Raw genomic sequence first — 26,496 nt, 5'->3', positions numbered from 1 at the left:
AGTTTATGGATGGCAAGTTTTCTCCTTTGCGGAGGAACGGTGATGGCACAAGCTCCGAAAGATGTAAAAGGAAGTGTGGTCAAGATTGGAAGCACAGCAAGGGAAAGATCAGTCCCTGCTAAAACCAGCATCAGTAAAGTCTGGGTGGCCGACCTTGGGAATGGAAAGTATAAAAACCCAATTTTGAACGCTGATTATTCAGATCCAGATGCAATTCGTGTAGGCGATGATTATTACATGATTGCCTCAAGTTTTGATGGCGTACCTGGTTTGCCGATCCTTCATTCGAAAGATCTGGTGAATTGGTCAATTATCGGCCATGCTTTAACGCGTCAAATTCCGGAAGCTCATTTCTCGAAAACGCAACATGGAAATGGGGTTTGGGCACCAGCAATTCGTTATCATAAAGGAGAATTTTATATTTATTACCCGGATCCGGACTTTGGGATATACCTGATTAAAGCGAAAGATCCGCGCGGAGAATGGTCTGCACCAGTCATGGTGGCCGCAGGAAAAGGATTGATTGATCCTTGTCCGCTTTGGGATGAGGATGGCAAAGTTTATCTGGCATATGCTTATGCCGGTAGTCGGGCGGGAATTAAAAGTGTGCTAGCGGTTAAAAGGCTTAATGAAGCTGGAGATCGGGCCATCGATCAGGGCCAGTTGGTTTATGACGGTCATGAAGATGACCCAACCATTGAAGGGCCTAAATTTTATAAGCGAAACGGTTACTATTATCTGTTTGCACCTGCAGGGGGTGTTGCTACCGGATGGCAGCTGGTATTGCGTTCGAAAAACGTGTATGGTCCTTATGAAAGAAAAGTTGTGATGGATCAGGGGAAATCTCCAATAAACGGCCCTCATCAGGGGGCTTGGGTAGACACGCCAGGCGGTGAAGACTGGTTCTTGCATTTCCAGGATAAAGGCGTTTATGGCCGTGTGGTACATTTACAACCGATGAAATGGATTAAAGACTGGCCGGTCATCGGAATTGATCCTGCGGGAACAGGAATTGGAACTCCAGTTTTGGAATATAAAAAACCGGCTGTGGCAAAGGTTTACCCAATAACTACGCCAGCAGAAAGCGACGAGTTTAATGAAAATAGGATGGGCCTTCAGTGGCAGTGGCAGGCGAATCCTGAAGCGACCTGGGCATTTATGAATCCTGGAAAAGGAAGCTTAAGGTTTTTCACCCAAGCGGGCCCAGAAGAAATGAATAATTATTGGGAAGTACCCAACCTGCTCTTACAAAAATTCCCTGCAGAGGAGTTTATGGCTACGGCAAAAATTACATTTAATGCGAGTGTAAAATTGGAGGAAGAAAAAGTGGGTCTGATTATAATGGGCAGAAGCTATGCGAACCTTGCTTTGAAAAGTAATAAAGGAGTACTCTCTTTAGTGTATACCAACTGTATGGATGCAGCTAAAGGCAAAAGGGAACAGGAAATCAAGATTGCGGATTGGAAAGAGGTATTGGCAAAAGAAAAGATAAAAGGAAATTTCGCACCTCCAATCAGTCATGTTCAGGCAGAGGACGTTTATTTGCGGGTTCAGGTAAAGGAGGGAGCTGTCTGTACCTTTAGTTACAGCCTTGACGGGAAGGACTTTAAAGCGATTCCGGGATCTTTCCAGGCAGAAGAAGGGCAGTGGATAGGCGCAAAAATGGGCCTTTTTGCGGTTAAAAAAGGAAAAAGCAATGATTCTGGATATGTTGACCTGGATTGGTTCCGTGTAGAACCAATTAAATAGCAGCAATACGGGAACGATTGCGCAGTTATTTTGAGCGCTTTTGTTTTATTCTCTCACAAAACTATGTAGAATTGTGAACCAGCTGAAATCAGCGGTCACCAAATATATTACGATACCTAAACCTCCTTGTATGAACAAGATTAACCCTATGTTCTGGTCTTTATCTGTGGCGCTTTTGTTATGGAATCCGATGGTTTCCAAAGCACAAGCTTCCAGCAAAGAACAGCAGTATTCATTTGACAACTTACCGACAGTAAAAGGAACATCGTTTAAAAAAGATACGATTAATATTCTTAGCTATGGTGCAAAAAATGATGGCATCACTTTAAATACTAAAAGCATTAATTCTGCGATCCAGGCCATGAGCAAAAAAGGTGGGGGTGTTGTGGTCATCCCTGCTGGCTTATGGCTGAGCGGACCTGTAGAGTTAAAAAGCAATGTGAACCTTCACTTACAGAAGAATTCCTTACTGCAATTTACCAAGGATTTCAAACAGTATGAACTGGTGAAGGGAAATTGGGAAGGATTCCCTCAAATGCGCAATCAATCTCCAATCTGGGCAAATGACCAGGTAAATATTGCCATCACTGGTTTTGGAATTATTGATGGCGGCGGTGATGCCTGGAGAATGGTAAAAAGAGATAAGCTGACGGAAAGCCAATGGAAGAAATTATTGGCTTCAGGTGGTTTGGTAAGTGAGAATAAGAAAATATGGTATCCTTCGGCATTGACAATGAAAGGATCAACAATGAAGGATCCTGGAAAAATCAGTGCTGATAAAACTCCGGAGTTCTATGAAAGTATTAAAGACTTTTTACGTCCTAACTTAATGGTATTGTACCGTTGCAAGCAGATTTTGCTGGAGGGCGTGACTTTTCAGAATTCTCCGGCATGGAATCTCCATCCTTTGATGAGCGAGGACATTACCGTTAGAAATATTTACGTTAAGAACCCCTGGTATGCCCAGAATGGGGATGGTATAGACATTGAGTCTTGTAAAAATGTATTGATTGAAGGCAGTACATTTGATGTAGGTGATGATGGGATTTGCATTAAATCCGGTCGAGATGCTGCGGGAAGAGAACGTGGGGTGCCTACAGAAAATGTAATCATTAGAAACAGCACGGTTTACCATGCGCATGGTGGTTTCGTAATCGGCAGTGAAATGTCTGGCGGTGCTAAAAACATCTTTATCTCTGATTGTACTTTTATTGGGACTGATATCGGTTTGCGATTTAAAACTACCAGAGGAAGAGGCGGGGTTGTAGAAAACATCTACGCTAAAGACATCAATATGAAAGATATAGCTGGTGAAGCGATTCTTTTTGACATGTACTATGCTGCGGTGGATCCGGTTCCTCTAACAGGCGAGCAACGTACAGCGCCTAAAGTAGAATTATTACCTGTTACAGAAGAAACACCAGTATTCAGGAAGTTTTATATCGAGAATGTAGTTTGCGATGGAGCGGCCAAAGCTGTGTTTGTACGAGGTTTGCCGGAGATGAGTATTAGCGATATTTATCTCAATAATTTAGTGATTAAAGCTGATGAAGGTGTTGATATACAGGAGGCTAAAAATATTCAGTTGACGAATGTGCATTTGGATGTACCGAAAGCAAAGCCACTATTGTATGTCCAAAACGGAAAATCTGTTTACTTCAAAAATATAGACTATACCAATGCAGAAATACTGATCCGTGTTTCTGGAGACCAGAATAAAGACCTTAAAATGTCTGGTACTGCAACTGCTAAAGCCAGGGCACTTTCTGAATTTACCCATGATGCTAAGCCGGCGGTACTCGAAATAAAGAAATAATTAGGTAGGTACAAAACAGCTTGCTCCGGCAAAATGAGTTAAACTGAATTTCAATTAAAGAAATAAAATGAAAATAACCTGGATAAATACTGCGGCTGCTGTGCTGCTCCTGCAGGCAAGCTATGCTCCTGTAGCCAATGCGCAGGCGAATAAGCCGCTCTCAGCGCGTATGGCGGCTACAGTAATGGAAATATGGGCAGATTCACTGAACCTTAATCCTGAGCAGCCTAAGCCTGTAAAATGGGCTTATGACCAAGGGGTAATCTTGGAAGGAATTGATGGGCTTTGGAAAAGAACCGGAAAAGGCGAATATTTCAAATATATGCAGAAAAGCATGGACTTTTTTGTGACAAAAGACGGAGTGATTCAACGCTATAAGCCACAGGATTATAATATTGACAATATCAAGAATGGTCGGTCGCTGCTGACTTTATACAAAGTAACCGGTCAGGTGAAATATTTTAAAGCGGCTACCGCATTAAGGGAGCAGCTAAAGGGTCATCCTAGAACCAAAGAAGGCGGTTTCTGGCATAAAAAGATTTATCCTAGTCAGATGTGGCTGGATGGCTTGTACATGGGGCAGCCTTTTTATGCGGAATATGCCGCTTTAGTAGGTGATCAGGCTGCTTTTGACGACATTGCGAATCAGTTCATTCTGATGGAGAAATATAGTAAAGATCCGAAAACTGGTTTACTATATCATGGATGGGATGAATCTAAAGAACAGAAATGGGCAAATCCGGTGACGGGACAATCGCCTAATTTCTGGGGAAGGGCAATGGGTTGGTATGCTATGGCTTTAGTAGATGCCTTGGAATATTTCCCTAAGGACCATCCAAAACGAAAAGAACTTCAGGCGATTTTAAACAGGACAGCCGTAGCGATCAAAAAATATCAGGATCCTAAAAGCGGACTCTGGTATGATATATTAGACAAACCGAATGCGAAAGGAAACTATCCGGAAGCTTCTGCTTCGGCAATGTTTGTGTATAGCCTGGCTAAGGGGGTAAGGACTGGTGATTTGTCTAACATATATCTTGCTGTTGCAGAGAAGGCTTATCGCGGTATGGGTAAGGTATTCGTGGAGCAGGTTTCCGCAGACAGGGTAAACCTGAAAGGTACCGTTAGTGTTTCCGGTTTAGGCGGCAAACCTTACCGTGATGGCAGTTTTGCTTATTACATGAGCGAGCCGGTCATCACCAATGATCCTAAAGGTGTTGGCGCATTTTTACTAGCTGCGAATGAAATGGAGTGGGCAGCATCAGCAAAACCTGGTCAAGGAAAAACGGTGTTGCTCGACAATTACTTTAACCATGAAATCAAGAAAGACCAAAGTGGAAATGACCTGTCCTGGCATTATAAATGGGCAGAACGGGCAAATGGGGGCTTTTCTATGTGGGGTGGTATCTTTGAAAGGAATGGTTTCAAAACTAAAGAGTTGGATGAAGGACCAACCTTAAAAAACCTCAGCGATGCTGCAGTATACATTATTGTTGACCCAGATACAGAGAAAGAAAGCCCAAAGCCGAACTATATTGAGGTAAATCATATCAAAGACCTGACTGCCTGGGTGAAAGCAGGGGGCTTATTGGTGCTGATGGCGAATGATACTGGAAATACGGAATTGGATCATTTTAATCAACTGGCTAAACCTTTCGGTATACAGTTCAATAAGGATAGTAAAGGGCGGGTAAATAAGAACGAATATGAAACTGCTAGGATCGATATTCCTGCAAGAAATTCTATCTTCAAGAATTCAAAGCAGTTGTTTGTGAAGGAGTTTAGTAGTCTTTCATTAAGTAGTCCTGCAGTAGCGATTGTCAAGGATAGTGCCGGGAATAATGTCATTGCGATCTCTAAGTATGGCAAAGGGACGGTCTTCGTAATTGGCGATCCCTGGTTGTATAATGAGTATGTAGACGGTCGGAAATTGCCAGCCGACTATGATAATTTTGCTGCAGCAACAGACCTGGTTCAATGGCTTAGTCAGCAGTTACCTTCTAACTTAACAAAATGAAAAGATTAATATTCGCTCTTTTACCTGCTTTGCTGAGTTCTTGCGCAGTGGCGCAGAACCTCAGCGGGTCAGCTTTACAGCTGGATAGTACTGCAGAAAAGATGTTGGTTTATCAGCGTAGTGTGGGCGGATGGCCAAAAGCTGTTGGAAAGGTGCCAATTGATTATGACCAGCCGATTTCTACGAAGCTTCGACTGGAGATTAAAGCGGATTCTTTACATGATGATGCGACTATTGACAATAAAGCAACTACAAAAGAGCTGCGGTACTTAGTGAAAGCCTATGCGAATACCCGAAATCCAGCTTACCTTGCTGCGGTAAAAAAGGGTATCAATTACCTATTTAAGGCACAATATGAAAATGGCGGCTGGCCTCAATATTTCCCAGATCATCATTTATACCGTGCTCAAATCACCTATAACGACAATGCGATGGTGAATGTGTTGAATGTCATGCAGGATCTGGCAGAGGGAAAAGAGTGTTTTGAAGTATTGCCGGAAGCAGAACGTAAGCGCGCCCTGGCAGCCATTGATAAGGGGATTTCCTGCATTTTGAAGACACAGGTGCTACAGGATGGAAAGTTAACCGTATGGTGTGCACAATATGATCAGCATACTTTAAAACCAGCCCAGGCCCGTGCATTTGAGCCGATTTCATTGAGTGGTATGGAATCTGTGTATATTGTAGAATTTTTAATGCGCCAGAAAAATCCTTCTGCTGCAGTTGTAACGTCTATAAAATCTGCTGTAGACTGGTTTCAAAAGTCTAAGATTACAGGTTATGATTTTGTTTTCATCAAAGATCCTAATCAAGTTGGAGGTAAGGACCGAGTGTTGAAACCTGATGCTTCGAGTGTGATCTGGGCTAGGTTTTATGAGATTACAAATAATACACCTATTTTCATGGGCAGGGAAAGTATTCCTAAAAAGACACTCGCAGAGATTGAAGTGGAAAGACGTACAGGTTACGCCTGGTATGGCAAATGGCCTGAAAGTCTGATAGATAAGAAATACCCGGCATGGTTAAAAAAGCTTTAAGTACGGTTGGCCTGTTCCTTTTTGCTATGGCAATCAGTTGTGCTCAAAAGCCCTTTGATGTGCTGGATTGGAAGGGAGAGGCCAGTTTAAATACTTACCTCATTGGGAAAATGACCGCTCAATATGAAGCGAGGAGCAGCATGTTGAATGCTGCTAAGGGATCCAGGGACGCCACACTCCGTTATCAGGCCAAAGTGAGGGCTGGTATTGATGCGGTAATCAAAGGATTTCCTCTTAAATCGGCGTTAAATCCGAAGATTTCAGGAACTATATTACAGCCTGGTTATCGGATTGAAAAGATCATTTACGAAAGTTTCAGGAACCATCATGTGACTGCAAATCTTTACCTGCCAGCAGGTAAAGGGCCTTTCCCGACAGTGTTGATGTTTTGTGGACATGAAGATGCCGGAAAGGCGACACCGTCTTATCAGCAAGCTGCCATTCTTTTTGCAAAGAATGGTTTTGTTGTTTTTGTGATAGACCCGATTTCACAGTCGGAAAGGCATCAACTGCTGGATGAAGGAGGTAAGCCTCAAACTAAAGGAGGAACAACAGAGCATACGCTGCTCAATCAATCTGCCAATCTTTTAGGAAGTTCAGTGGCTGTATATGAGCTTTTCGACAATATGCGGGGACTCGATTACCTCTGTACAAGAAAAGAAGTAGATCCTTCCAGGATTGGCTGTATAGGAAATAGTGGTGGAGGGATGCAGGTGATCTATTTTGCAGCTATGGACGCGCGTGTAAAAGTACTTGCTCCCTGTAGTTATCTGGGTAGCAGAGCGCGTACCTTAGCCATGACTGGGCCTGCAGACGGCTGCGCACAAATACCTGGGGAGGGCGAAGCCCAATTGGAAATGAGCGATTATCTGATTGCGGCAGCACCGAAACCCTTGTTGGTATTGGCTGGGGAATACGATTTTATTGACTATCAGGGAACGCTGGAGTCTTATAGGGACCTTAGACAGGTCTATTTGGATTTGGGTGCTCAGGACGACTTGTCGCTGTTTAGCTATGCAGATGGTCATGGTTTATCTCAACCTAAAAGGGAGGCTGCTGTGACTTGGTTTCGTCAGCATTTTTATAAGGATTCCAGTCCGGTAAAGGAAGGAGATATGGAGGTGCTGCCAGCAGAGAAATTATTCGTTAGTCCGAAGGGATTACTGCAGTCTATCTATCCTAATGAACGAAGTTTGGCAGACTACCATCTTTCTTTATACCAGGATTTAGCCCCGCAAAGAACTGCTTTTTCCAACCAGGATCAGAGGGTTAGGCGCAACAAAATCAAACAATTATTGGCTTTGCCTGCTGGTAAATTAAAAGTAGAGTCATTTGTGGTTGACTCTTTGTGGCAGAATGGATTAAAGTTTTATAAAGTGATCCTCAGGACTCCGGGGGAAATCCCTTTGCCTTTCCTCTTGTTAAAGCCGACCGGTCAGGTTAAACAAGTTTTAATCTGGACAGCTGAGGCTGGTAAAGAGAGTCTGGCTATGGATACTGTTTCATTAAAGCAGTACCTGGATCAGGGCTGTGCATTGGTCCTGCCGGATTTGAGAGGGATGGGGGAAACCAAAGATAAAGCTGGTTTAAATGACCCTAAATATCAGAACAAAGAATACAGAAATGCAATGTTTGCCTTGCACATTGGAAAGCCGCTAGCTGGACAACGGGTTTATGATTTACTTTGCTTAGTTGAGTTTATTAAAACCAATCCATATTTTGCGAATGAAGCGGGGGCTTCTGGCGGCGAAGCTATAAAAGAATCATTTGCGGCTAAAAAAATAATGATTCGCAGTAATGGCTTGTTGAATGTTCCGGCAATGCATGCTGCCTTTCTGGAACCTGCTATTGTTCAGCTCGATTTATACCAAGGTACACCTTCTTACCTCAGCAGGTTACAAAATCCCTTACAAAAGGACGGATATAGCGAACTGATTCCGGGTGTGCTCGCGTATTATGACCTTCCGGATCTGATCCGCTGGTTGTCGCCAATACCCCTGAATTTCTTTAAATAAAGCCCTTTCTGATGAAATAGCCTGATATATTTTGCACGATAACGTTCCCGATAACGATTGCGCAAATAATTTCCAGTCAAGCCGATCATTCCTTATAATTATTATGTAGAATTGTTTCTAACCGAATGTAATTTAACAGATGATACTATCCAAAAACACCTTAAATGGTATGGGATCAGCGAAGCTAATCGTTCCTGATCAAAGGCATTTTAACCTTCCTGAAAGGGTCTTACAATTTGGAACTGGCGTACTATTACGTGGCCTCCCAGATTATTTTATCAATAAAGCAAATCTTATTGGTGCTTTTAATGGTAGGATTGCGGTGGTAAAATCGACCAGCAAGGGAGATACCAGTGCTTTTACCAAGCAAGATAGTTTGTACACGATATGTGTCCGAGGAATTGAAAAAGGAGAGAAAATAAAGGAAAATATTGTTTCTTCAGCGATCAGCCGTGTGTTAACAGCAGATAAAGATTGGGAGCGTATTTTAGCTATAGCGGTTAGCAAAGATTTAAGGTTGATCGTTTCTAATACAACTGAGGTTGGGATACAGCTGGTTAAGGAGGCTGTTCAGCAAGGTTCGCCCAGTTCATTTCCGGCGAAATTGCTGGCGGTACTGTACACGAGATTTAAAGCTTTAGCAAGCGAAACTGATGAATATGATTTGGTGGTCATTGCCACAGAATTGATTCCCGATAACGGAAAAAAGCTGGAAGCGATCGTTTTTGAATTGGCTGAGTACCAGGGTTTGGGAGTTGAATTTGTGGCTTGGTTGAAACAACATATACATTTTTGTAATTCATTGGTAGACAGAATTGTGCCCGGAAAACCTGATGCTGTGGTATTGAAAGAATTGGAAGAGGAGTTGGGTTATACCGATCAGCTGTTGATTATGGCCGAACCTTATCGCCTCTGGGCAATTGAAGGAGGGCCAAAAGTAGAAAGACTGCTTGGCTTAACAGGAGTTGATGAAGGGATTATTGTAAAACCTGATATTGAGATTTACAGAGAGTTGAAAGTTCGGCTGTTAAACGGATCGCATACCCTTGCAGCGGCAATTGCTTTTCTTTCTGGCATTCCAACAGTGGCTGAAGCGATGACAGAGGCACCTTTAAAAAGATACATTACCAAGGTGATGCAAAAAGAAATTGCCCCTGCAATTCCTTATGAGGTGGCTGTAGCGTTGTCTGCTGCTTTCGCGGATAGTGTAATTGATCGTTTTGCAAATCCTTTTATTGCACATTCCTGGATCAATATTACCTTCCAGTACACGATGAAAATCAAGATCCGTGTGATTCCGGTATTGCTGAATTACTATAAGAAGTACCATCAGGTTCCGACAAATATTGCCCTTGGTTTTGCTGCATATCTGGTATTTATGCGGGTAAGCAGGGCTTCTTCAAATGGACAGTACTTTGGGGCTTATCAAGGTAGAGAATATCAGATTACTGATGACCAAGTCGCTTATTTCCATGAAAAAAGCAGGTTGCCACAGGAAGAGTATGTGCAGCAGGTATTGGCGGATGCCGGGTTATGGGGAGCAGATTTGTCTGGGTTACCGGGTTTGAAAGAAACAATAACAGAACAATATCAACTGATTTTAACTTCAGGAATGAAGGAAGCATTACAGCAATCAGAAAAACATTTACAAAGCAATTAATGAAGCAAAGAATATTAAAGGTTCATCCAAAGGATAATGTGCTAGTGGCGTTAACAGACCTGTTGCAGGGCGAGACATTGAGCTATGATGGTGTGGATTATCTGTTACAAGACCAGGTGGCTGCTAAACATAAGTTCAATACGGTGGATTTAAAACCGAATGATGAATTGATCATGTATGGCGTGTTGGTGGGTAAAGCCCAAACTGACATTCCGGCTGGTTCTCTATTGACCACCACCAATATCAAACATGCAGCAACCAGTTTTGAAACCAATGAAGCACATTTATCATGGAATAAGCCGGATGTATCGGCTTGGAAAGACCGCACATTTAATGGTTTTCACCGAAGTGACGGGCAGGTAGGCACTGCCAATTATTGGTTAGTGATCCCAATGGTTTTCTGTGAAAATAGAAATCTGGAGGTCATTCAAGAGGCTTTGTTGAATAATTTAGGCTATGGTCGCAACGAAACTTATCAGCAGCAGGCCAAAGCGCTGATTTCTTTATATGAGGAAGGAAAAAGTCTGGACGATATTTTGAACGCCCAGTTGAGTTATACGGAGCAAAAAGAAAAGACAAACCGTTTGTTCCCGAATGTAGATGGCATTAAGTTTTTAACCCATACCGGTGGTTGTGGGGGCACGAGGCAAGATTCACAGACATTGTGTGGGTTATTGGCGGGGTACATTACACATCCTAATGTGGCTGGAGCAACGATTTTAAGTCTGGGTTGCCAGAATGCCCAGGTCAGTATTCTACAAGAGGAAATCCAAAGGCGTGTGGCCAATTTTGACAAACCTTTATACATCCTGGATCAGCAGACGATTGGCAAGGAATCTGAGTTGTTGAGTCTGGCAATTAAGCAAACGTTTGCAGGTTTAATTCAGGCGAATGAAAATTTTCGAAAACCGGCACCTTTGAGTAAATTATGCATCGGACTGGAATGTGGTGGTTCAGATGGATTTTCTGGAATTTCTGCAAACCCTGCAATTGGCTATACCTCTGATTTATTAGTGGCTCTGGGAGGTTCAGTAATTCTGGCAGAGTTCCCTGAATTGTGTGGAGTAGAGCAGAATTTAAGCGACAGATGCATGAACCGTGACGATGCGGCACGTTTTTCAGACCTGATGACTACCTATAGCAGCAGAGCAACTGCTGCAGGATCTGGATTTGACATGAACCCTTCTCCTGGAAATATTAAAGATGGATTGATTACAGATGCCATTAAATCAGCTGGTGCGGCAAAAAAGGGCGGTACTTCGCCGGTGGTCGCTGTATTAGACTATCCCGAAAAAGTGACAAAGCCTGGATTGAACCTTTTATGTACGCCTGGCAATGATGTTGAATCAACTACAGCTGAGGTTGGATCGGGTGCGAATGTAGTTTTATTCACCACAGGCTTGGGAACGCCAACCGGAAATCCCATCGCTCCAGTAGTGAAAATTGCGAGTAATACCCGCTTATTTGATAAAATGAGGGACATTATTGACCTGGATACGGGTTCTATCATCGATGGTGATGAAAGTATTGAAGCTGCAGGGATACGTATTTTAGAATACGTGATCGAAGTAGCCAGTGGAAACGTAGAGGTGAGTGCCTTACGTCATAGACAAGATGATTTTATTCCCTGGAAAAGGGGCGTTTCTTTATAAAATTTTATACATTTAGAAATATTATTGTGAAAAACTTTTTAGATAGCAACTTCTTACTACAGACAAAAACAGCGCAATCGCTGTATCATAACTTTGCAAAACAGATGCCCATTATTGATTATCATAATCATTTAATGCCGGATCAGATTGCAAACGATTTCATATTTGAAAATATTACTCAGGTCTGGCTTTATGGCGACCACTATAAGTGGCGTGCGATGCGTGCTAACGGCATTGATGAGTATTACATTACTGGAGGGGCAACCGACCTCGAAAAGTTCAAGAAATGGGCAGAAACGGTTCCTTATACCCTAAGAAATCCTTTATATCACTGGACCCACCTGGAATTACAGCGTTACTTCGATATTCATGAAGTACTTTCTCCTGAAAATGCGGAAAGGATTTATGAAGAATGTACCGCTAAATTGCAAACACCTGAATATTCTGTGCAGAACTTATTGCGCAAAATGAATGTAAAGGCCTTGTGTACTACGGATGATCCATTGGATTCACTGGAGTATCATCAGAAAATAAAAAGAGATCAGCTGGACATTAAAGTCCTGCCTGCTTTCCGTCCTGATAAAGCGATGAATGCTGATGATACGACTTTGTTAAATAAATACATAGACCAGCTGGCTGTTTTAACAGGTGCCGCACTGGAAGACCTGGATGCTTACCTGGCGGCTCTGAAGTCAAGACACGATTATTTTGCAGAAAATGGCTGTTCGGTTTCTGATCATGGTTTAGAGCAAATCTATGCTGAGGATTACACAGAGGAAGAAATCAAAGCAATTTACTTGAAAATAAGAAAGCAATCTGCGCTTACACCTGTTGAAATTGGGCAATTTAAATCAGCATTGCTGTTTCAATTTGCATTATGGGATCATGAAAAAGGATGGGTGCAACAATATCATTTGGGTGCTTTAAGAAATAATAATGATCGTTTATTGAGTCAGTTGGGGCCAGATACCGGCTTTGATTCAATAGGCGATTTTTCTCAAGGGAAAGCCCTGGCTAAATTCTTAAATAGACTGGATCGTGAAAATTGCCTGGCAAAAACGATTCTGTATAATTTGAATCCTGCGGACAACGAATTGATGGCCACCATGATTGGTAATTACAACGACGGTACTGTAGCTGGAAAAGTGCAGTGGGGTTCTGGGTGGTGGTTTTTAGATCAAAAGGACGGCATGATCAAACAATTAAATACCTTATCAAATATGGGCTTACTGAGTCGATTTGTAGGGATGTTAACCGACAGCAGAAGCTTCCTTTCTTATCCACGTCATGAATATTTCAGAAGGATTTTATGCAATCTGTTTGGGGATGATGTAGAAAATGGCGAATTGCCTGATGATCAGGAATGGCTAGGGAAAATAATTCAGGACATCTGCTATAATAACGCAAAAGAATACTTTAATTTTTAATAAATATGGGAAAGGTTTTAAACTTTGGTGAACTGTTATTGAGAATATCTCCGGATTTGGATGGGAACTGGCTCAAAGAAAACAACCTGTCCTTTTATGTAGGAGGTGCGGAGGCAAATGTTGCGGCTGCACTAGCGCTTTGGGGCGTCCCTTCGTCCTACCTTTCGGCAGTGCCAGATAATTTTATGAGTAAACAGGTGGTGAACTACCTGAATAAGCTGAACATTGATACCAGTCCGATGCAATATACGGGCGAGCGTATCGGTTTGTATTACCTGCCTAATGGCAAGGATTTGAAAAATGCAGGAGTGATCTATGACCGTAACCATTCTTCCTTTTCTAGCCTGAAAACAGGAACTATTGATTGGGATAAGGTATTGGAGGATGTTTCCTGGCTGCATTTTAGTGCAATTTGTCCGGCATTAAATGAAGGGGTTGTTGCGGTTTGTGAAGAGGCTTTAATTGCTGCTTCCGAGCGTAATATCCAGATCTCACTAGACCTGAATTTCAGAAGTAAACTCTGGCAGTATGGTAAAAAACCGTTAGAGGTTATGCCTGCATTGGCTAAATACTGTAACCTGATCATGGGCAATGTCTGGGCAGCAGAGCAGATGTTAGGTATTCCGGTAACTCCTGGATTAGCAGAGGAAAACCGCAAAGAAGCTTACCTGGAGCAATCTAAAAAAAGCGCGCAGGCCATTATGGCCGCTTTTCCAAAGTGTACTGCAGTAGCCAATACTTTCAGGTTTGATTTTAAGGAATCTGGAGTGAAGTATTATTGCGCATTGCATACTGCAGATGAACATTTGGTCTCTAAGGAATACCGTGCGGAAAGAATTATTGGAAAAATTGGTAGTGGCGATTGCTTTATGGCCGGCTTAATTTACGGTTTTTACAAGGAGCATTCTAAAGAAGAAATACTCGGTTTTGCTACCAGAGCGGCTTTTTCAAAGCTATTTACCCATACCGATTTTACGACTACCAAAATGGAGGATATTCCTAAGGTGGCTAAGATGTACGAAGCCGCCATTTAATGAAACACTCAGGATAAAATGGGGCGCATCATAGGACAATGGAAAGATGCAAAAATACTACAATAGAAATAGACCATAAGAACCGATACAAAACGATATAGAAATGAAAACGAAAGAAAACTCTTTAAAGGCCATTACAGATCAGGGAATCCTTCCTTTATTCTACTTTGAAGATGCGCAGGTGAGCCTGGAGATCATTAGAACCTTATATAAAGCAGGAATCAGAGTATTGGAGTATACCAATCGCGGGCCGGCTGCATTGCCGAATTTTAAAATCCTGATTGATGCTTTAAAAACAGAAATGCAAGACCTGTACCTAGGCATAGGAACCATTAAAACCATCGCAGAGGCAGAAGAATTTCTCGCTGCTGGTGCCCATTTTATCGTTTCTCCGATTGTAAATGAAGAAGTTGGAAAACTGGTTCATGAGCAAGGTATGCTGTGGGTTCCTGGCTGCTTTACACCAACGGAAATCAATACTGCACATCAAATGGGTGCTGGATTGATTAAGTTATTTCCTGCAAATATCCTTGGCCCATCCTATATGGCTGCCATTAGAGATCTTTTTCCAGGACAATTGTTCATTCCTACAGGTGGTGTTGAAATTGAGCAGAGCAACATCAGTAACTGGTTCAAATCAGGCGTGTGTGCCGTTGGAATGGGCAGTAAACTCATCAGTAAAGACATTTTAGAAAACAAAAACTATAACGAACTAGCGAATCTCACCAGAAAAACGATTGAACTGGTAAAAGCGGGTAGATAATACCCGTACAATCGAACCACAACCAACCAAAAACCAAATATAATGAAAGAGACTAAAATGAGTAATTACAGGTGGACAATCTGTGCATTACTGTTTTTCGCAACCACAGTCAATTACCTTGACCGACAAGTGTTAAGTCTCCTGCATCCCATGCTGGAGAAAGAATTTAACTGGACTAATAGTGATTATGCCAATATAACTGCTGCATTCCAATTCGTTTATGCAATTTCAATGCTCTTTGCAGGGCGTTTTGTAGATAAACTGGGTACGAAATGGGGCTATACCGTAGCCCTGATCATCTGGTCTATCGGGGCAATTATGCATGCCGTAGCCATTCCAATTGGAGAGGGGGCAACTACAGTGCTCACCTGGATTGGATTGGGTGCAATGCCGGTCTCTGTAGTCGGATTTATCATTGCGAGAGCGGTTCTTGCTTTTGGAGAATCGGCAAATTTTCCGGCAGCTATCAAAGCTACAGCTGAGTATTTCCCTAAAAAAGAACGTTCATTTGCTACGGGTATATTCAACTCTGGTGCCAATGTAGGTGCAATTTTAGCACCACTAACTGTGCCTTGGATCGCTACGGTTTGGGGATGGGAAGCCGCTTTCTTAATCATTGGTGCTGTGGGATTTGTTTGGCTTGCATTTTGGGGTATTTTCTATGAAAAACCTGAAAATCAGAAAAGAATGTGTGCGAATGAGCTGGCCTATGTGAATAGTGACCAGAATGATGAAGCACCCGTAGAAGTCATTGACGAAGGAAAAAAAGTGCCATGGACTAAGTTATTAGGTTATAAACAAACCTGGGCCTTTGCTTTTGGTAAATTTATGACTGATGGCGTATGGTGGTTCTTTTTGTTTTGGCTACCTTCTTACCTTAAGGTACAGTATAATTTACAAGGAACAGACATTATGCTGCCACTGACTGTATTGTATAGTATGACCATGATTGGCAGCGTTGGTGGTGGCTGGTTCCCGATGTATTTTATCAATAAAGGATATTCTCCTTACGATGGCAGGATGCGCGCCATGTTTGTGATCGCGTTATTCCCGCTGTTGGTATTGCTGGCACAGCCACTTGGGCATTACAGCTTTTGGATTCCTGTAGTATTGATCGGTATTGGTGCTTCTGCGCATCAGGCATGGTCCGCTAATATTTTCACTACAGTTTCAGATATGTTTCCTAAGAAAAGTATTGCTTCAGTGATTGGAATTGGCGGTATGGCCGGGGGAATGGGTGGAGTGGTGATGTCTAAACTAGGTGGTGCATTGTTTGACCATTATAAGTTGTTGGGGCATACCCAAACCGGTTATACAATTATGTTTGCTATCTGTGCTGTAGCTTATTTATTGGCTTGGATCGTGATGAAATCATTGGTTCCTAAATATGCACCGATCACTGATTTATAAATTTGAACTACTTACCTAACCGACTATATTACTATGAATTTTAATGACCGGCTCCAAACTATTTTTGTAGAGGAGCATCAAATTCCGGAGGAATTTAAATTGGCAGAAGAGGTTCACCAGCGCGAATATCTAAGCGATGGGGAACTACGTGCATGGGATGGAGAAATACATGAAGTTTTATCACCGATCTGCATCAAAACCCCAGAGGGGTTGAAGCGTAAAGTGATCGGAACCTACCCATTATGTAGCGAAAAGGAAGCGGCAGCAGCGCTGGCAGCAGCTGTGAAGGCGTACGATAATGGAAGAGGCGAGTGGCCGACCATGAGCGTTGCTGACCGGATCAATTGTGTAGAGAAATTTACGCACCGTATTATAGAGAAGAAAGCAATCGTTGTTAAACTCCTGATGTGGGAAATCGGCAAGTCTTATGCTGATTCTGTGAAGGAGTTTGACCGTACCGTAGAATATATTCATGCCACTATTGATGCTTTAAAAGACCTGGACAGACAATCGTCCAGATTTAGCATTGAGCAGGGGATTGTGGCGCAAATCAGACGTTCTCCCTTAGGCGTTGTTTTATGTATGGGGCCGTTTAATTATCCCTTGAACGAAACCTTTACCACTTTGATCCCGGCCTTGATCATGGGAAATACCTTGTTGTTCAAACCGCCTAAACATGGTACTTTATTGCATTATCCCTTGTTAGAGGCCTTTCGTGATTGTTTTCCGAAAGGAGTGGTAAATACCATTTATGGCAGAGGGAACAAGATTATCCCAGACCTGATGAAATCTGGTCAGATCAATGTATTGACTTTGATTGGTTCTAGTAAAGTGGCCAATGAATTGAAAAAACTCCACCCCAAAGTAAACCGCTTACGTGCTATTTTGGGCTTAGATGCAAAGAATGCCGCGATCATTACTGCTAAAGCAGATGTTGAACTGGCAGTTCAGGAAACCGTATTAGGCTCTTTGTCGTTTAACGGACAGCGTTGTACGGCTTTGAAAATCATATTTGTACACCGTAGTCTGGCAGATGAGTTTTTAAAACAGCTGACTGTAGCTGTTGGGCAGCTAAAGTTTGGAATGCCTTGGGAAAATGCAGTATCATTAACGCCATTGCCAGAACCTCATAAGCCGGCTTATCTGCAGGAATGTATTGCTGATGCGATTGCCCATGGTGCAAAAGTGATCAATGAAAACGGAGGAGCGGTAAACGAATCTTTTGTATACCCGGCAATTGTGTATCCGGTTACGAAAGACATGAAACTGTATACGGAAGAGCAATTTGGACCAGTTATCCCAGTTGTTCCTTTTGATGATTTGGAAGAAACAATTGAGTACCTGATTGAATCTACCCACGGACAGCAAGTGAGTATTTTCAGTAATGACAATGAAGAAATCGCCTCGCTGATTGATCCATTGGTGAATCAGGTGAGTCGCGTAAATATCAATTGTCAGTGTCAGCGTGGACCAGACGTGTTTCCATTTACCGGGAGAAAGGATAGTGCCGAAGGGACCCTTTCCGTAGTGGATGCATTGAGGTCATTTTCTATCCGTTCCCTGGTGGCTACGAAACTAAATGAAAATAATAAACACCTGATTAACGAGATTGTAGACAGTAACAGTTCAAACTTTTTAAGTACAAAATACCTGTTTTAATAGATTTATTAATGAAGCACAAATGATGTGATTGGAATAAAAACGCTCTATGTACTCTAAAAGCGAGTCTTTAAAATTGCATTGGCTTTAAATTTTGAACTCATTTTAGCCGGAATCATGGAATTTTTTTATTCCAATTTGATTCCGGCTTCTTTATAGGCTTTTAAACTTTCATCATTAGGGTCAATGTCTGTGATGATGATGTCAATATCGCTCATGCTGGTAATGTAATAAGGTTCTGTAGTCCCTAGTTTTTCTACAGTGGCCAATGCTACGATCTCTTTTGAAGTTTCTACCATTGCTTTTTTCACCTGGCAATCCTCATAATTGATTCCGGTTACACCAGAAATCAAGTCTATGCTACAAATTCCAAGAAAACAAAGGTCGGGACGTATGCCGCGGATCGTTTGAATCACTTCGAATCCTGTGGTAGAGAAAGAGGTTTTGTTTAATCTGCCGCCTAAAAAGATGACTTCTATGCAAGGATGATCCTCTAACACGGTTACTACCGGAAAACTATTGGTAATTACTGTGATTTGCAAATCCCGGGGCAGAAGCGTTGCTATTGCCAATGCAGAAGTTCCTGCGTCAAATAATACCACTTGTCCGTTTTTGATCAGTTTGACTGCTTTTTCGGCGATTATACCTTTATGGCTCATGTCATAATGCTCGCGTTCTCGAAAATGGTGCGGGATAGGAGACCTGGAAATGGCACCTCCACGAACGGCTTTCAGTAATCCCTGGTCAGAAAGCTCCTTGATGTCTCGCCTTACGGTGTCCTCAGAAACGCCCAGTATAGTGCTCAGGTCACCTAATAACACTTTTTTCTCTTTGCGAATGTGCTCTATGATCAACTGTAATCTTTCTTCCTTTATCATATTATTGCAAATGTAGGTAAATATTTCGAGCAATATCATGCAATATGTTGCAAAATATTGCTATATTTGTTGCAAGATATTACAATAGTATATGAACGAAATCAAAAAAACAATAGGAATTGACATGGATGGTGTTCTTGCAGATATAGAAGAGCAATTCATGGACTGGTATGAAAAAGAATATGGTGTGAGAGTGCCTAGATCAGAAAGATTAGGTGTATTGGAGCCTGAGGGTTTTCCTGAAAAAGGAGCAATCAGGAGGTATGTAAATACTCCTGGGTTTTTCAGAACCATCCCGTTAATGGAGGGTGCAGTGGAAGCAGTGAAAAAGTTGATGGAAGATTACGAGGTATACATCGTTTCTGCAGCAATGGAATTTCCACAGTGTTTATCAGAAAAACATGAGTGGTTAGCGGAACACTTCCCTTTCATCAACTGGAGAAATATCATTTTCTGTGGAGATAAGAGTGTGGTGGTTACAGATTACCTTATTGATGACCACTGTAAAAACCTGGACTTTTGTAAAGGAAAAGCAATTATGTTCGACGCTTCACATAATGTAAACCAACATCATCATGTAAGAGCGAAAAGCTGGACAGAAATTCTCGCTTTTTTTGAGCAAGAGAAATCAGGCGAGGAGCGCTTGGTGAATATTGAAACGGTTTAATCTAACTCTTTTAGGCCATAAATGAGTCTAGACTCTAGTTTCTTTTATCTATATTTCAAATTCCTAAAGGAACCACAAATATATGATAGAAGAAATAAAACAAAAGTATCCTAAGGCCTATATGGCTATTGATGAGGCGACTAAAGAAGCCGGTTTTTCTATGGCCTCTGCAACAATGACTTGTTCTTTGCTGCAAACACTGGCTGCTTCGAAACCTGGTGGCCGATTTCTGGAATTGGGAACTGGAACAGGTCTTTCTACTTCCTGGATATTGGAAGGGATGGATCAAGAGGCCAGTCTTTTATCCATTGACAATGATGCGCAATTTTTGGACATTGCAAAACGTTTTCTAGGTCAGGATAATCGCCTGGAGCTGCAATGTATGGAAGGGGAAGACTGGGTGCTTCAAAATGCAGGTCAGAAGTTCGACTACATTTTTGCAGATACCTGGCATGGAAAATACCTGCTGTTGGGCGAGGTATTGGACATGTTGAAACCAGGTGCGTTTTATATCATTGATGATATGCTTCCTCAGGAGAATTGGCCAGAAGGGCATGCTGAGAAAGCTACTCGCCTAATAGAAACCTTAGAACAACGCGAAGATTTGGTCCTCACCAAACAATGCTGGGCAACTGGAATTGTAATTGCTACAAAAAAAGCAGTATAGGTATTTCAAAATTGGACTACCTTTAGGGCTTGGAATCCGGAGCAAATGGAGGTTAGAAAAGAATACGTATTAGCAGATTTTGATTTCTCAGAATTAACAGACTTATATATACTAAAACACGTCAATGATCGGGTGGATACGGGAGTAAAGGGGTTTTATGACCTAGTTCCGCAGCACATAGACATTGACGTTGTTTTTTTTACGGATCCTGGAAGCAGTATTCCATTTCCGGGTGTGGGAATCAGCCAAAGAGACCGTAAAACGGTCATTACCTGCGGATGTTCAGATGCAAACCCTAAATTATGCAGTCACCAGGCTCAAGCCCTGCACAATATTTTGAATAGGCCTTCTTTACGTCTTTTCTTCGATTATAAATTGCGGCAAGAGCGGATGCTGCTGCAAGCGAAAGATTATGGATTAGAAACTGAAGCCAATCTGACTGATTTTTTCGAACTGGAATATCTGCAAGGGCAGACACAAATTAAAGCTAAAATGAGGGAGTTATATCCCTTGACTGGTCAGAGCAGACATGACCTTAAAAAGAAACTGCTTCCAAAAGAAGGATTGCAATTACCGGTTTCTGGAGGCTTAAAATCCAGACATAAAATGGGTCTCGTGTTCGGTCAGCACCGTTTCTATAGTCACCTAACGTTAGAGATTATTGAGGCGCAGACCACGCTTGAGGGCAAGTTTAAGAACCCAATTCAAACCATCAGTCCTTCTGATTTGCTTTGGAAAGCAGAAGACAATGCTGTGATAAAATTCTTTAGCGGGGTATTAAAATTTCAGAACAATTACAATGCAGAGCGTGCTGATTCAGATTTGGATGCACTTAGGGCTGTGGCAAAGAATCCCCTGAAAATGGAGGTCTTTTTACATGATACAAAAGTATCGATTAATGTGACTGCAAATGCGATCATTCCAATAAAACTAAACACACTAAATGTAGATATGGCGCTCCATGTGAGTCAGAGGCATGAATTTTATGAAGTCTCTGGGAAACTTACACTCAATGGAACGGTTTTTTCATTGGATCATATTCAGCTGAAATACAATTATTTTATACAAATAGACCAATGTCTGCATTTGATTGATAACCCTAACTATTTAAGGGTGATTGATTTCTTTAAGCAGCACCATGATCGGATATTGATCCACCATTCCAAATTCGAAGCTTTTCAAGAGGAGATTCTTTCTAAGTTAGAAAATAAAATCAAGGTGACTTATGATTACCTTAAACCTGCTACAAAAAAACAAATTGAAGAAAAAGGTTTTGACCTAGAGAATGAGCAGCTTATCTACCTTTCCGAATCTGAAGATTTTGTACTGCTGACTCCGGTTATGCGTTATGGAAGCCTGGAAATACCAGTGCTATCTAGGAAGCAAATCCAGTCGAGGGATAAAAATGGTAATTTATTTACTTTGAAAAGAGATACGGAAACGGAGCTTCAGTTTATTTCTAATATCATGAGGCAGCATCCTTATTTTGAGGATCAGATGGAGAGTAACGATTGCTTTTATCTGCATAAAACCAGACTGCTGGAGGATCAATGGTTTCTTCATGCTTTTGAAGAATGGCGGAATAAAAATATCAGTATCCTGGGATTTAATAAACTGAAAGACAATAATCTCAATCCCTATAAAGCTAATATTTCTATCAATGTGATGAGCGGAATAGACTGGTTTAAAACCGCGGTAAAGCTGAAATATGGCAATCAGGTAGTTTCTTTAAGACACTTACACAAATCTATCCGCAATAAAAGCAAGTTTATAAAGCTGGATGATGGGACGATGGGAATTCTTCCGGACGAATGGATTGAGAAATTCAGTAAGTATTTTAATGCTGGTGAAGTGGTAGAGGAGCACATTCAAACGCCAAGAATAAGCTTTACAGCTATAGAAGAGCTTTATGAAGCTCAGGTACTGGACGAATCGGTGAAAGATCAGTTGGCCATGTATAAAAGCCAGCTTTCTGGTTCTGCGAGTATGATCACCGCTATTAAGGTTCCAGAAGGATTAAACGCAACACTCAGACCATACCAAAAAGAAGGATTGAACTGGCTAAGTTTCCTAGATGAATTTAACTTTGGTGCTTGTCTGGCAGATGATATGGGCCTTGGAAAGACTATTCAGATCATTGCTTTTATTCTGGCACAAAGAGAAAAGGCACATCACAATACTAATTTGATTGTGGTACCAGCTTCCTTGATCTTCAATTGGCAACAGGAAATTCAAAAATTTGCACCATCTATCAAAGTAATGACAATATATGGCGCAGACCGGATTAAAGGCCATAAAGATTTCGATCAGTATGAAGTGATACTAACTTCCTATGGTACTTTGCTTACGGACATCCGGTTTTTAAAAGACTATAGGTTTAATTATGTCTTTTTAGATGAGTCGCAAACTATTAAGAATCCAGAATCCCAGCGATATAAAACGGTTCGTTTATTGCAATCCAGGAATAGGGTAGTGTTGACAGGTACGCCTATTGAAAACAACACTTTTGACCTTTATGGGCAATTGTCTTTTGCTTGTCCAGGTTTACTGGGCAGTAAACAGCATTTTAGAGAGATTTATTCTACGCCGATCGATCAGTTTAAAGACAAAAGAGCGGCCACACAATTGCAGCAGCGCATTAGTCCTTTCTTGCTGCGAAGAACCAAAGAACAAGTAGCAAAAGAATTACCGGATAAGACAGAAATGGTGATTTATTGTGAAATGGAGGCTGATCAGCGCAAAGTATACGATGGTTATGAAAAGGAAATTCGGGATTACCTGACCAATCAAACAGACGAAGAAGTAGCTAGTAACACGATGAACGTCTTAAAAGGCATTACTAAATTAAGGCAGATTTGTAATTCACCAGCGCTATTGAGCGAGGATGAGTTTTACGGCAGTTCTTCTGCTAAAATGGAGGTGTTGCTGGAGCAGATTGAAAACAAATCTTCAGCACATAAGATCCTTGTTTTTTCCCAATTTGTGGGCATGTTGGACTTGATTAGAAAAGAGTTGAAAGACCGCGGGATTAGTTTTGCTTACTTGAGCGGGCAGACAAAAAACCGGGAGGCAGTGGTCGATTCTTTTCAGAATGATCCGGAAATAAGGGTGTTTCTAATCAGCTTAAAAGCAGGAGGAGTGGGGTTAAATCTTACCCAGGCAGATTATGTGTATTTGGTAGATCCATGGTGGAACCCTGCAGTTGAAAATCAAGCTATCGATCGTACTTATCGAATCGGTCAGCAAAAGAATGTAATTGCTGTACGTTTGATTTGTCCTGATACTATTGAAGAGAAAATAATGAAACTACAGTCTTCGAAGAAAGACCTGGTCAAAGACCTCATCAAAACCGATCATTCCATCTATAAATCCTTATCTAAAAAGGACTTGTTGGGACTGTTCAGTTAAATAGGAATGCAAACGGTTGTGTGAAATTTGATGGGTTTTTCGGCTTGATGAATTGCGATTTCTGCCTAGTTCGCGCTGAATAGTAAAAAAACGTTAGAAATTTGAGTTGACCTATGGCTTAACATTAAATTTACGTATATTTAATAGGAAGCAATCCTTGGGTTATGGGCCATCTCTTAAAAATATTCGGGACTTTATCTTTAATGTTTACGCTGAGTACTAGTTATAGCCAGGGTAAGCAAGATATTTCCTTTGAGTTTTATGGGGGAATGTTCCATACCACATTGGATACCTCGGTTGTTGTTGTTGCTCCGGAACTTTCTATGGCTTCTATAAAACAGGCTTATAACCGTTTGAACTCTGCGGATTATCAACCTATTATAGATTCACTTTTAGCTTATAAAATAAAGCTAGAGCTAAATGATTGGTTGTACTATCAATTGATCAGAAGGACTGCAGAGCAATTGAGTCCTAAACTTGTGAATTATAGCCGTTATACTTTGTATAAATGGTTCTTGCTGGCAAAATCAGGTTATGATGCCCGTTTGGCATTGAGTAAAGATAAGATCATTTTCTACGTTTTTAATGATGAAGATATTACTGATATCCCCTTTTTCATGGTGGATAAAAAGAAATACATGTGCCTGAATTACCATGACTACCCTAAAGCCGACCTCAATCTTGATCCACCTGTTCCGGTAGAGATAAAGGTTCCTGAAGCTACGAAATCCTTTTCCTACAAAGTGACCAAACTGCCTGATTTCAAGCCAGAAAATTACCTGGAAAAGAAATTGGAGTTTGTATATAAACATAAAGCTTACCACTTCAATGTGAAGCTAAGCAAAGATGTGGAGGCCATATTTACCAATTATCCAGGAGTAGATTTTGAAACTTATTTTAACATTCCTTTAAGCAAAGAAACGTATGGTTCTTTAATTCCCTTGCTAAAAAAAAACACAAAAGGGATGAGTCAGAAAAAAGGAGTGGATTACCTGATGCGTTTCACCCGTTATGCTTTTCTTTATCAGGATGATGAAGAGAATTATGGTGGAGAGAAACGTCTTTCACCGGAAGAGACATTATTCGCAAGCCACAGTGATTGTGATGACCGTGTGGCCCTATTTTTCTATCTTGTAAAAGAGATCTACAATTTGCCCATGATTGCGATGCTTTATCCTACACACATCACCATGGGCGTTCAGTTTGATCAGCCCATTGGCGATGCAATTGTTTATAAAGGAAAGTTGTATTCCGTGTGTGAACCTACACCACAAAAGGAGGATCTGCCGATTGGTACAATTTCGGCCAAACTAAAAAACATTCCTTATCAGATTGTTTACCAGTATGATCCAAGCCATTAAATTCTTATCTTAATTGCTGAATAATTTCTGAAAATTTATGAACAAGGTACTTTTGTGTTTTTGCAGCAGTTTGCTATGCAGTATAATTATGTGTTATGGGCAAGTAAAATCATTGGATGATGGCAACTATATTGAGCATAGAGCTGGTTTAATTCATGCGGTTAAAGTTTTTCAACAAGGTAAAAAAGCCAGGGTTGCCTTTTTAGGTGGATCTATTACTTACAATCCAGGCTGGCGAGATAAAATATCGGCAGATCTGCAAAGCCGTTTTCCGGAAACCCAGTTTCATTTTATCGCGGCTGGAATCCCATCTTTAGGGAGTTTGCCTCATGCTTTTCGCTTGAAGCAGGACGTACTTGATTCTGGAAAGGTAGATTTACTATTTATTGAAGCCGCCGTAAATGATGAAGTTAATGGGACAGACAGCCTCACTCAAATCCGCGCTTTGGAAGGTATAGTAAGAAATGCTAAACTACATCAGCCAAAGATGGACATTGTTCTGATGTCTTTTGCAGATCCTGATAAAACAAAAACTTATTCTGAAGGAAAAATACCGGTATCGGTACATAATCATGAACTCGTGGCTGCACATTATGGTTTACCATCTATTAATCTCGCAAAAGCAGTGAGCGATAGGTTGGCAAATCAGGAATTTAGCTGGGAAAAAGATTTCAAAGATTTACATCCTTCGCCGTTTGGACAAGAACTCTATTATAAAGCGATACAACGTTTGTTAAAAGATGAAATCGGCTTAAAGAAAGGGCTGGCAACTAAATTGCCTGCACCTTTAATTGGCGGCAGTATTGAAAACGGTCATTATGTAGGTGTAGGAAATGCAAAACTCTCCAATGGCTGGTCGGTAAAAAATGACTGGAAACCAGAAGATGGAGGAAATACCCGCAAAGGTTTTGTGCATATTCCTATGCTGGTTTCTACTCAGCCTGGATCGGAATTGACACTTGACTTTAAAGGAAATGCTATAGGTATTGCTGTAGTTTCAGGTGCTGATGCTGGCATCCTTAAATATTCAATTGATGATAAACCAGAACAGGAAATTGATTTATTTACTAAATGGAGTAAGTCTCTTCATTTGCCTTGGTATCTATTGTTAGGCAGCGACTTAACCACAGGGCCTCATCAACTTAAATTAACAGTCAGCGGAAAGAAAAATGAAAACAGTAAGGGGAATTCAGCTCGCATCGCCCACTTTCTCGTGAATTGAGCATAATTTTTAAATTAACCACCTTTTATATAAGCTTAGGAGAGTTCCAAATTT

General features: G+C 41.3%; 18 protein-coding genes. 17 read left to right on the top strand and 1 reads right to left on the bottom strand.

Annotation, left to right across the window (positions count from 1 at the left end; all coding sequences use genetic code 11):
* Positions 1-9: 9 nt before the first annotated feature.
* The 12 genes from K7X70_RS08660 to K7X70_RS08605 all read left to right on the top strand — a co-directional run bounded on the left by K7X70_RS08660 (position 10) and on the right by K7X70_RS08605 (position 18,239).
* Positions 10-1,749, top strand: a complete 1,740-nt coding sequence (locus tag K7X70_RS08660; protein ID WP_255607017.1) for a glycoside hydrolase family 43 protein — start codon at positions 10-12, stop codon at positions 1,747-1,749.
* Between the two features lie 130 nt (positions 1,750-1,879).
* Complete coding sequence (locus tag K7X70_RS08655; protein WP_222536679.1) at positions 1,880-3,565, top strand: glycoside hydrolase family 28 protein; 1,686 nt, start codon at positions 1,880-1,882, stop codon at positions 3,563-3,565.
* Between the two features lie 67 nt (positions 3,566-3,632).
* Positions 3,633-5,582, top strand: a complete 1,950-nt coding sequence (locus K7X70_RS08650) for a DUF4350 domain-containing protein (RefSeq protein WP_222536678.1) — start codon at positions 3,633-3,635, stop codon at positions 5,580-5,582.
* Entirely contained in the window at positions 5,579-6,619 is a 1,041-nt protein-coding gene (gene pelA, locus K7X70_RS08645; RefSeq protein WP_222536677.1) for a pectate lyase, read from the top strand. Before K7X70_RS08650 ends, pelA begins: the two co-directional genes overlap by 4 nt.
* Positions 6,601-8,634 carry an alpha/beta hydrolase family protein gene (locus tag K7X70_RS08640; RefSeq protein WP_222536676.1) on the top strand — a complete coding sequence of 678 codons (2,034 nt, stop codon included), beginning with the start codon at positions 6,601-6,603 and terminating at the stop codon, positions 8,632-8,634. Before pelA ends, K7X70_RS08640 begins: the two co-directional genes overlap by 19 nt.
* 139 nt (positions 8,635-8,773) lie before the next feature.
* Entirely contained in the window at positions 8,774-10,294 is a 1,521-nt protein-coding gene (locus K7X70_RS08635; protein ID WP_222536675.1) for a tagaturonate reductase, read from the top strand.
* Positions 10,294-11,946 (top strand): UxaA family hydrolase, encoded by a 1,653-nt coding sequence (locus tag K7X70_RS08630; protein WP_222536674.1) that lies wholly within the window; start codon positions 10,294-10,296, stop codon positions 11,944-11,946. The genes K7X70_RS08635 and K7X70_RS08630 overlap by 1 nt, the downstream gene beginning before the upstream one ends.
* 26 nt (positions 11,947-11,972) lie before the next feature.
* On the top strand, positions 11,973-13,373 hold the full coding sequence (gene uxaC / locus K7X70_RS08625; RefSeq protein WP_222536673.1) for a glucuronate isomerase: 1,401 nt from the start codon (positions 11,973-11,975) through the stop codon (positions 13,371-13,373).
* Positions 13,374-13,378: 5 nt separating this feature from the next.
* Positions 13,379-14,407, top strand: coding sequence for a PfkB family carbohydrate kinase (locus K7X70_RS08620; RefSeq protein ID WP_222536672.1), 1,029 nt, complete (start codon positions 13,379-13,381; stop codon positions 14,405-14,407).
* A 103-nt stretch (positions 14,408-14,510) separates the two neighbouring features.
* Positions 14,511-15,170: a bifunctional 4-hydroxy-2-oxoglutarate aldolase/2-dehydro-3-deoxy-phosphogluconate aldolase gene (locus tag K7X70_RS08615; RefSeq protein ID WP_222536671.1), complete on the top strand. Its 660-nt coding sequence runs from the start codon at positions 14,511-14,513 to the stop codon at positions 15,168-15,170.
* 42 nt (positions 15,171-15,212) lie between these two features.
* Positions 15,213-16,580 (top strand): MFS transporter, encoded by a 1,368-nt coding sequence (locus tag K7X70_RS08610; RefSeq protein ID WP_222536670.1) that lies wholly within the window; start codon positions 15,213-15,215, stop codon positions 16,578-16,580.
* Positions 16,581-16,613: 33 nt separating this feature from the next.
* Entirely contained in the window at positions 16,614-18,239 is a 1,626-nt protein-coding gene (locus tag K7X70_RS08605) for an NADP-dependent glyceraldehyde-3-phosphate dehydrogenase (protein WP_222536669.1), read from the top strand.
* A 128-nt stretch (positions 18,240-18,367) separates the two neighbouring features.
* Here K7X70_RS08605 and K7X70_RS08600 read toward each other — a convergent pair whose 3' ends face one another.
* Entirely contained in the window at positions 18,368-19,117 is a 750-nt protein-coding gene (locus K7X70_RS08600) for a DeoR/GlpR family DNA-binding transcription regulator (protein WP_222536668.1), read from the bottom strand.
* 91 nt (positions 19,118-19,208) lie between these two features.
* On the opposite strand from K7X70_RS08600, the gene K7X70_RS08595 reads away from it, so the two are divergent.
* The 5 genes from K7X70_RS08595 to K7X70_RS08575 all read left to right on the top strand — a co-directional run bounded on the left by K7X70_RS08595 (position 19,209) and on the right by K7X70_RS08575 (position 26,442).
* Positions 19,209-19,784, top strand: a complete 576-nt coding sequence (locus tag K7X70_RS08595) for a 5' nucleotidase, NT5C type (protein WP_222536667.1) — start codon at positions 19,209-19,211, stop codon at positions 19,782-19,784.
* An 82-nt stretch (positions 19,785-19,866) separates the two neighbouring features.
* Positions 19,867-20,451, top strand: coding sequence for an O-methyltransferase (locus K7X70_RS08590; protein WP_222536666.1), 585 nt, complete (start codon positions 19,867-19,869; stop codon positions 20,449-20,451).
* A 45-nt stretch (positions 20,452-20,496) separates the two neighbouring features.
* The gene (locus K7X70_RS08585; protein WP_222536665.1) at positions 20,497-23,859 is read left to right on the top strand and encodes a DEAD/DEAH box helicase; all 3,363 of its coding nucleotides are present in this window, start codon (positions 20,497-20,499) and stop codon (positions 23,857-23,859) included.
* A 164-nt stretch (positions 23,860-24,023) separates the two neighbouring features.
* On the top strand, positions 24,024-25,220 hold the full coding sequence (locus K7X70_RS08580; protein ID WP_222536664.1) for a hypothetical protein: 1,197 nt from the start codon (positions 24,024-24,026) through the stop codon (positions 25,218-25,220).
* A gap of 37 nt (positions 25,221-25,257) precedes the next feature.
* Positions 25,258-26,442 carry an SGNH/GDSL hydrolase family protein gene (locus tag K7X70_RS08575; RefSeq protein ID WP_222536663.1) on the top strand — a complete coding sequence of 395 codons (1,185 nt, stop codon included), beginning with the start codon at positions 25,258-25,260 and terminating at the stop codon, positions 26,440-26,442.
* Positions 26,443-26,496: the final 54 nt, after the last annotated feature.

Source organism: Pedobacter polysacchareus (assembly GCF_019802255.1).
Taxonomy (GTDB): domain Bacteria; phylum Bacteroidota; class Bacteroidia; order Sphingobacteriales; family Sphingobacteriaceae; genus Pedobacter; species Pedobacter polysacchareus.
Note: the sequence above shows the minus strand (reverse complement) of the source record. Positions and strands in the feature narration are given on the sequence as shown.

Bases quoted from the DNA above. Each gene is read 5' to 3' on its own strand.
- K7X70_RS08660 (WP_255607017.1), top strand. From the start codon at position 10: ATGGCAAGTTTTCTCCTTTGCGGAGGAACGGTGATGGCACAAGCTCCG.
- K7X70_RS08655 (WP_222536679.1), top strand. From the start codon at position 1,880: ATGAACAAGATTAACCCTATGTTCTGGTCTTTATCTGTGGCGCTTTTG.
- K7X70_RS08650 (WP_222536678.1), top strand. From the start codon at position 3,633: ATGAAAATAACCTGGATAAATACTGCGGCTGCTGTGCTGCTCCTGCAG.
- pelA (WP_222536677.1), top strand. From the start codon at position 5,579: ATGAAAAGATTAATATTCGCTCTTTTACCTGCTTTGCTGAGTTCTTGC.
- K7X70_RS08640 (WP_222536676.1), top strand. From the start codon at position 6,601: ATGGTTAAAAAAGCTTTAAGTACGGTTGGCCTGTTCCTTTTTGCTATG.
- K7X70_RS08635 (WP_222536675.1), top strand. From the start codon at position 8,774: ATGATACTATCCAAAAACACCTTAAATGGTATGGGATCAGCGAAGCTA.
- K7X70_RS08630 (WP_222536674.1), top strand. From the start codon at position 10,294: ATGAAGCAAAGAATATTAAAGGTTCATCCAAAGGATAATGTGCTAGTG.
- K7X70_RS08620 (WP_222536672.1), top strand. From the start codon at position 13,379: ATGGGAAAGGTTTTAAACTTTGGTGAACTGTTATTGAGAATATCTCCG.
- K7X70_RS08615 (WP_222536671.1), top strand. From the start codon at position 14,511: ATGAAAACGAAAGAAAACTCTTTAAAGGCCATTACAGATCAGGGAATC.
- K7X70_RS08610 (WP_222536670.1), top strand. From the start codon at position 15,213: ATGAAAGAGACTAAAATGAGTAATTACAGGTGGACAATCTGTGCATTA.
- K7X70_RS08605 (WP_222536669.1), top strand. From the start codon at position 16,614: ATGAATTTTAATGACCGGCTCCAAACTATTTTTGTAGAGGAGCATCAA.
- K7X70_RS08600 (WP_222536668.1), bottom strand. From the start codon at position 19,117: ATGATAAAGGAAGAAAGATTACAGTTGATCATAGAGCACATTCGCAAA.
- K7X70_RS08595 (WP_222536667.1), top strand. From the start codon at position 19,209: ATGAACGAAATCAAAAAAACAATAGGAATTGACATGGATGGTGTTCTT.
- K7X70_RS08590 (WP_222536666.1), top strand. From the start codon at position 19,867: ATGATAGAAGAAATAAAACAAAAGTATCCTAAGGCCTATATGGCTATT.
- K7X70_RS08585 (WP_222536665.1), top strand. From the start codon at position 20,497: ATGGAGGTTAGAAAAGAATACGTATTAGCAGATTTTGATTTCTCAGAA.
- K7X70_RS08580 (WP_222536664.1), top strand. From the start codon at position 24,024: ATGGGCCATCTCTTAAAAATATTCGGGACTTTATCTTTAATGTTTACG.
- K7X70_RS08575 (WP_222536663.1), top strand. From the start codon at position 25,258: ATGAACAAGGTACTTTTGTGTTTTTGCAGCAGTTTGCTATGCAGTATA.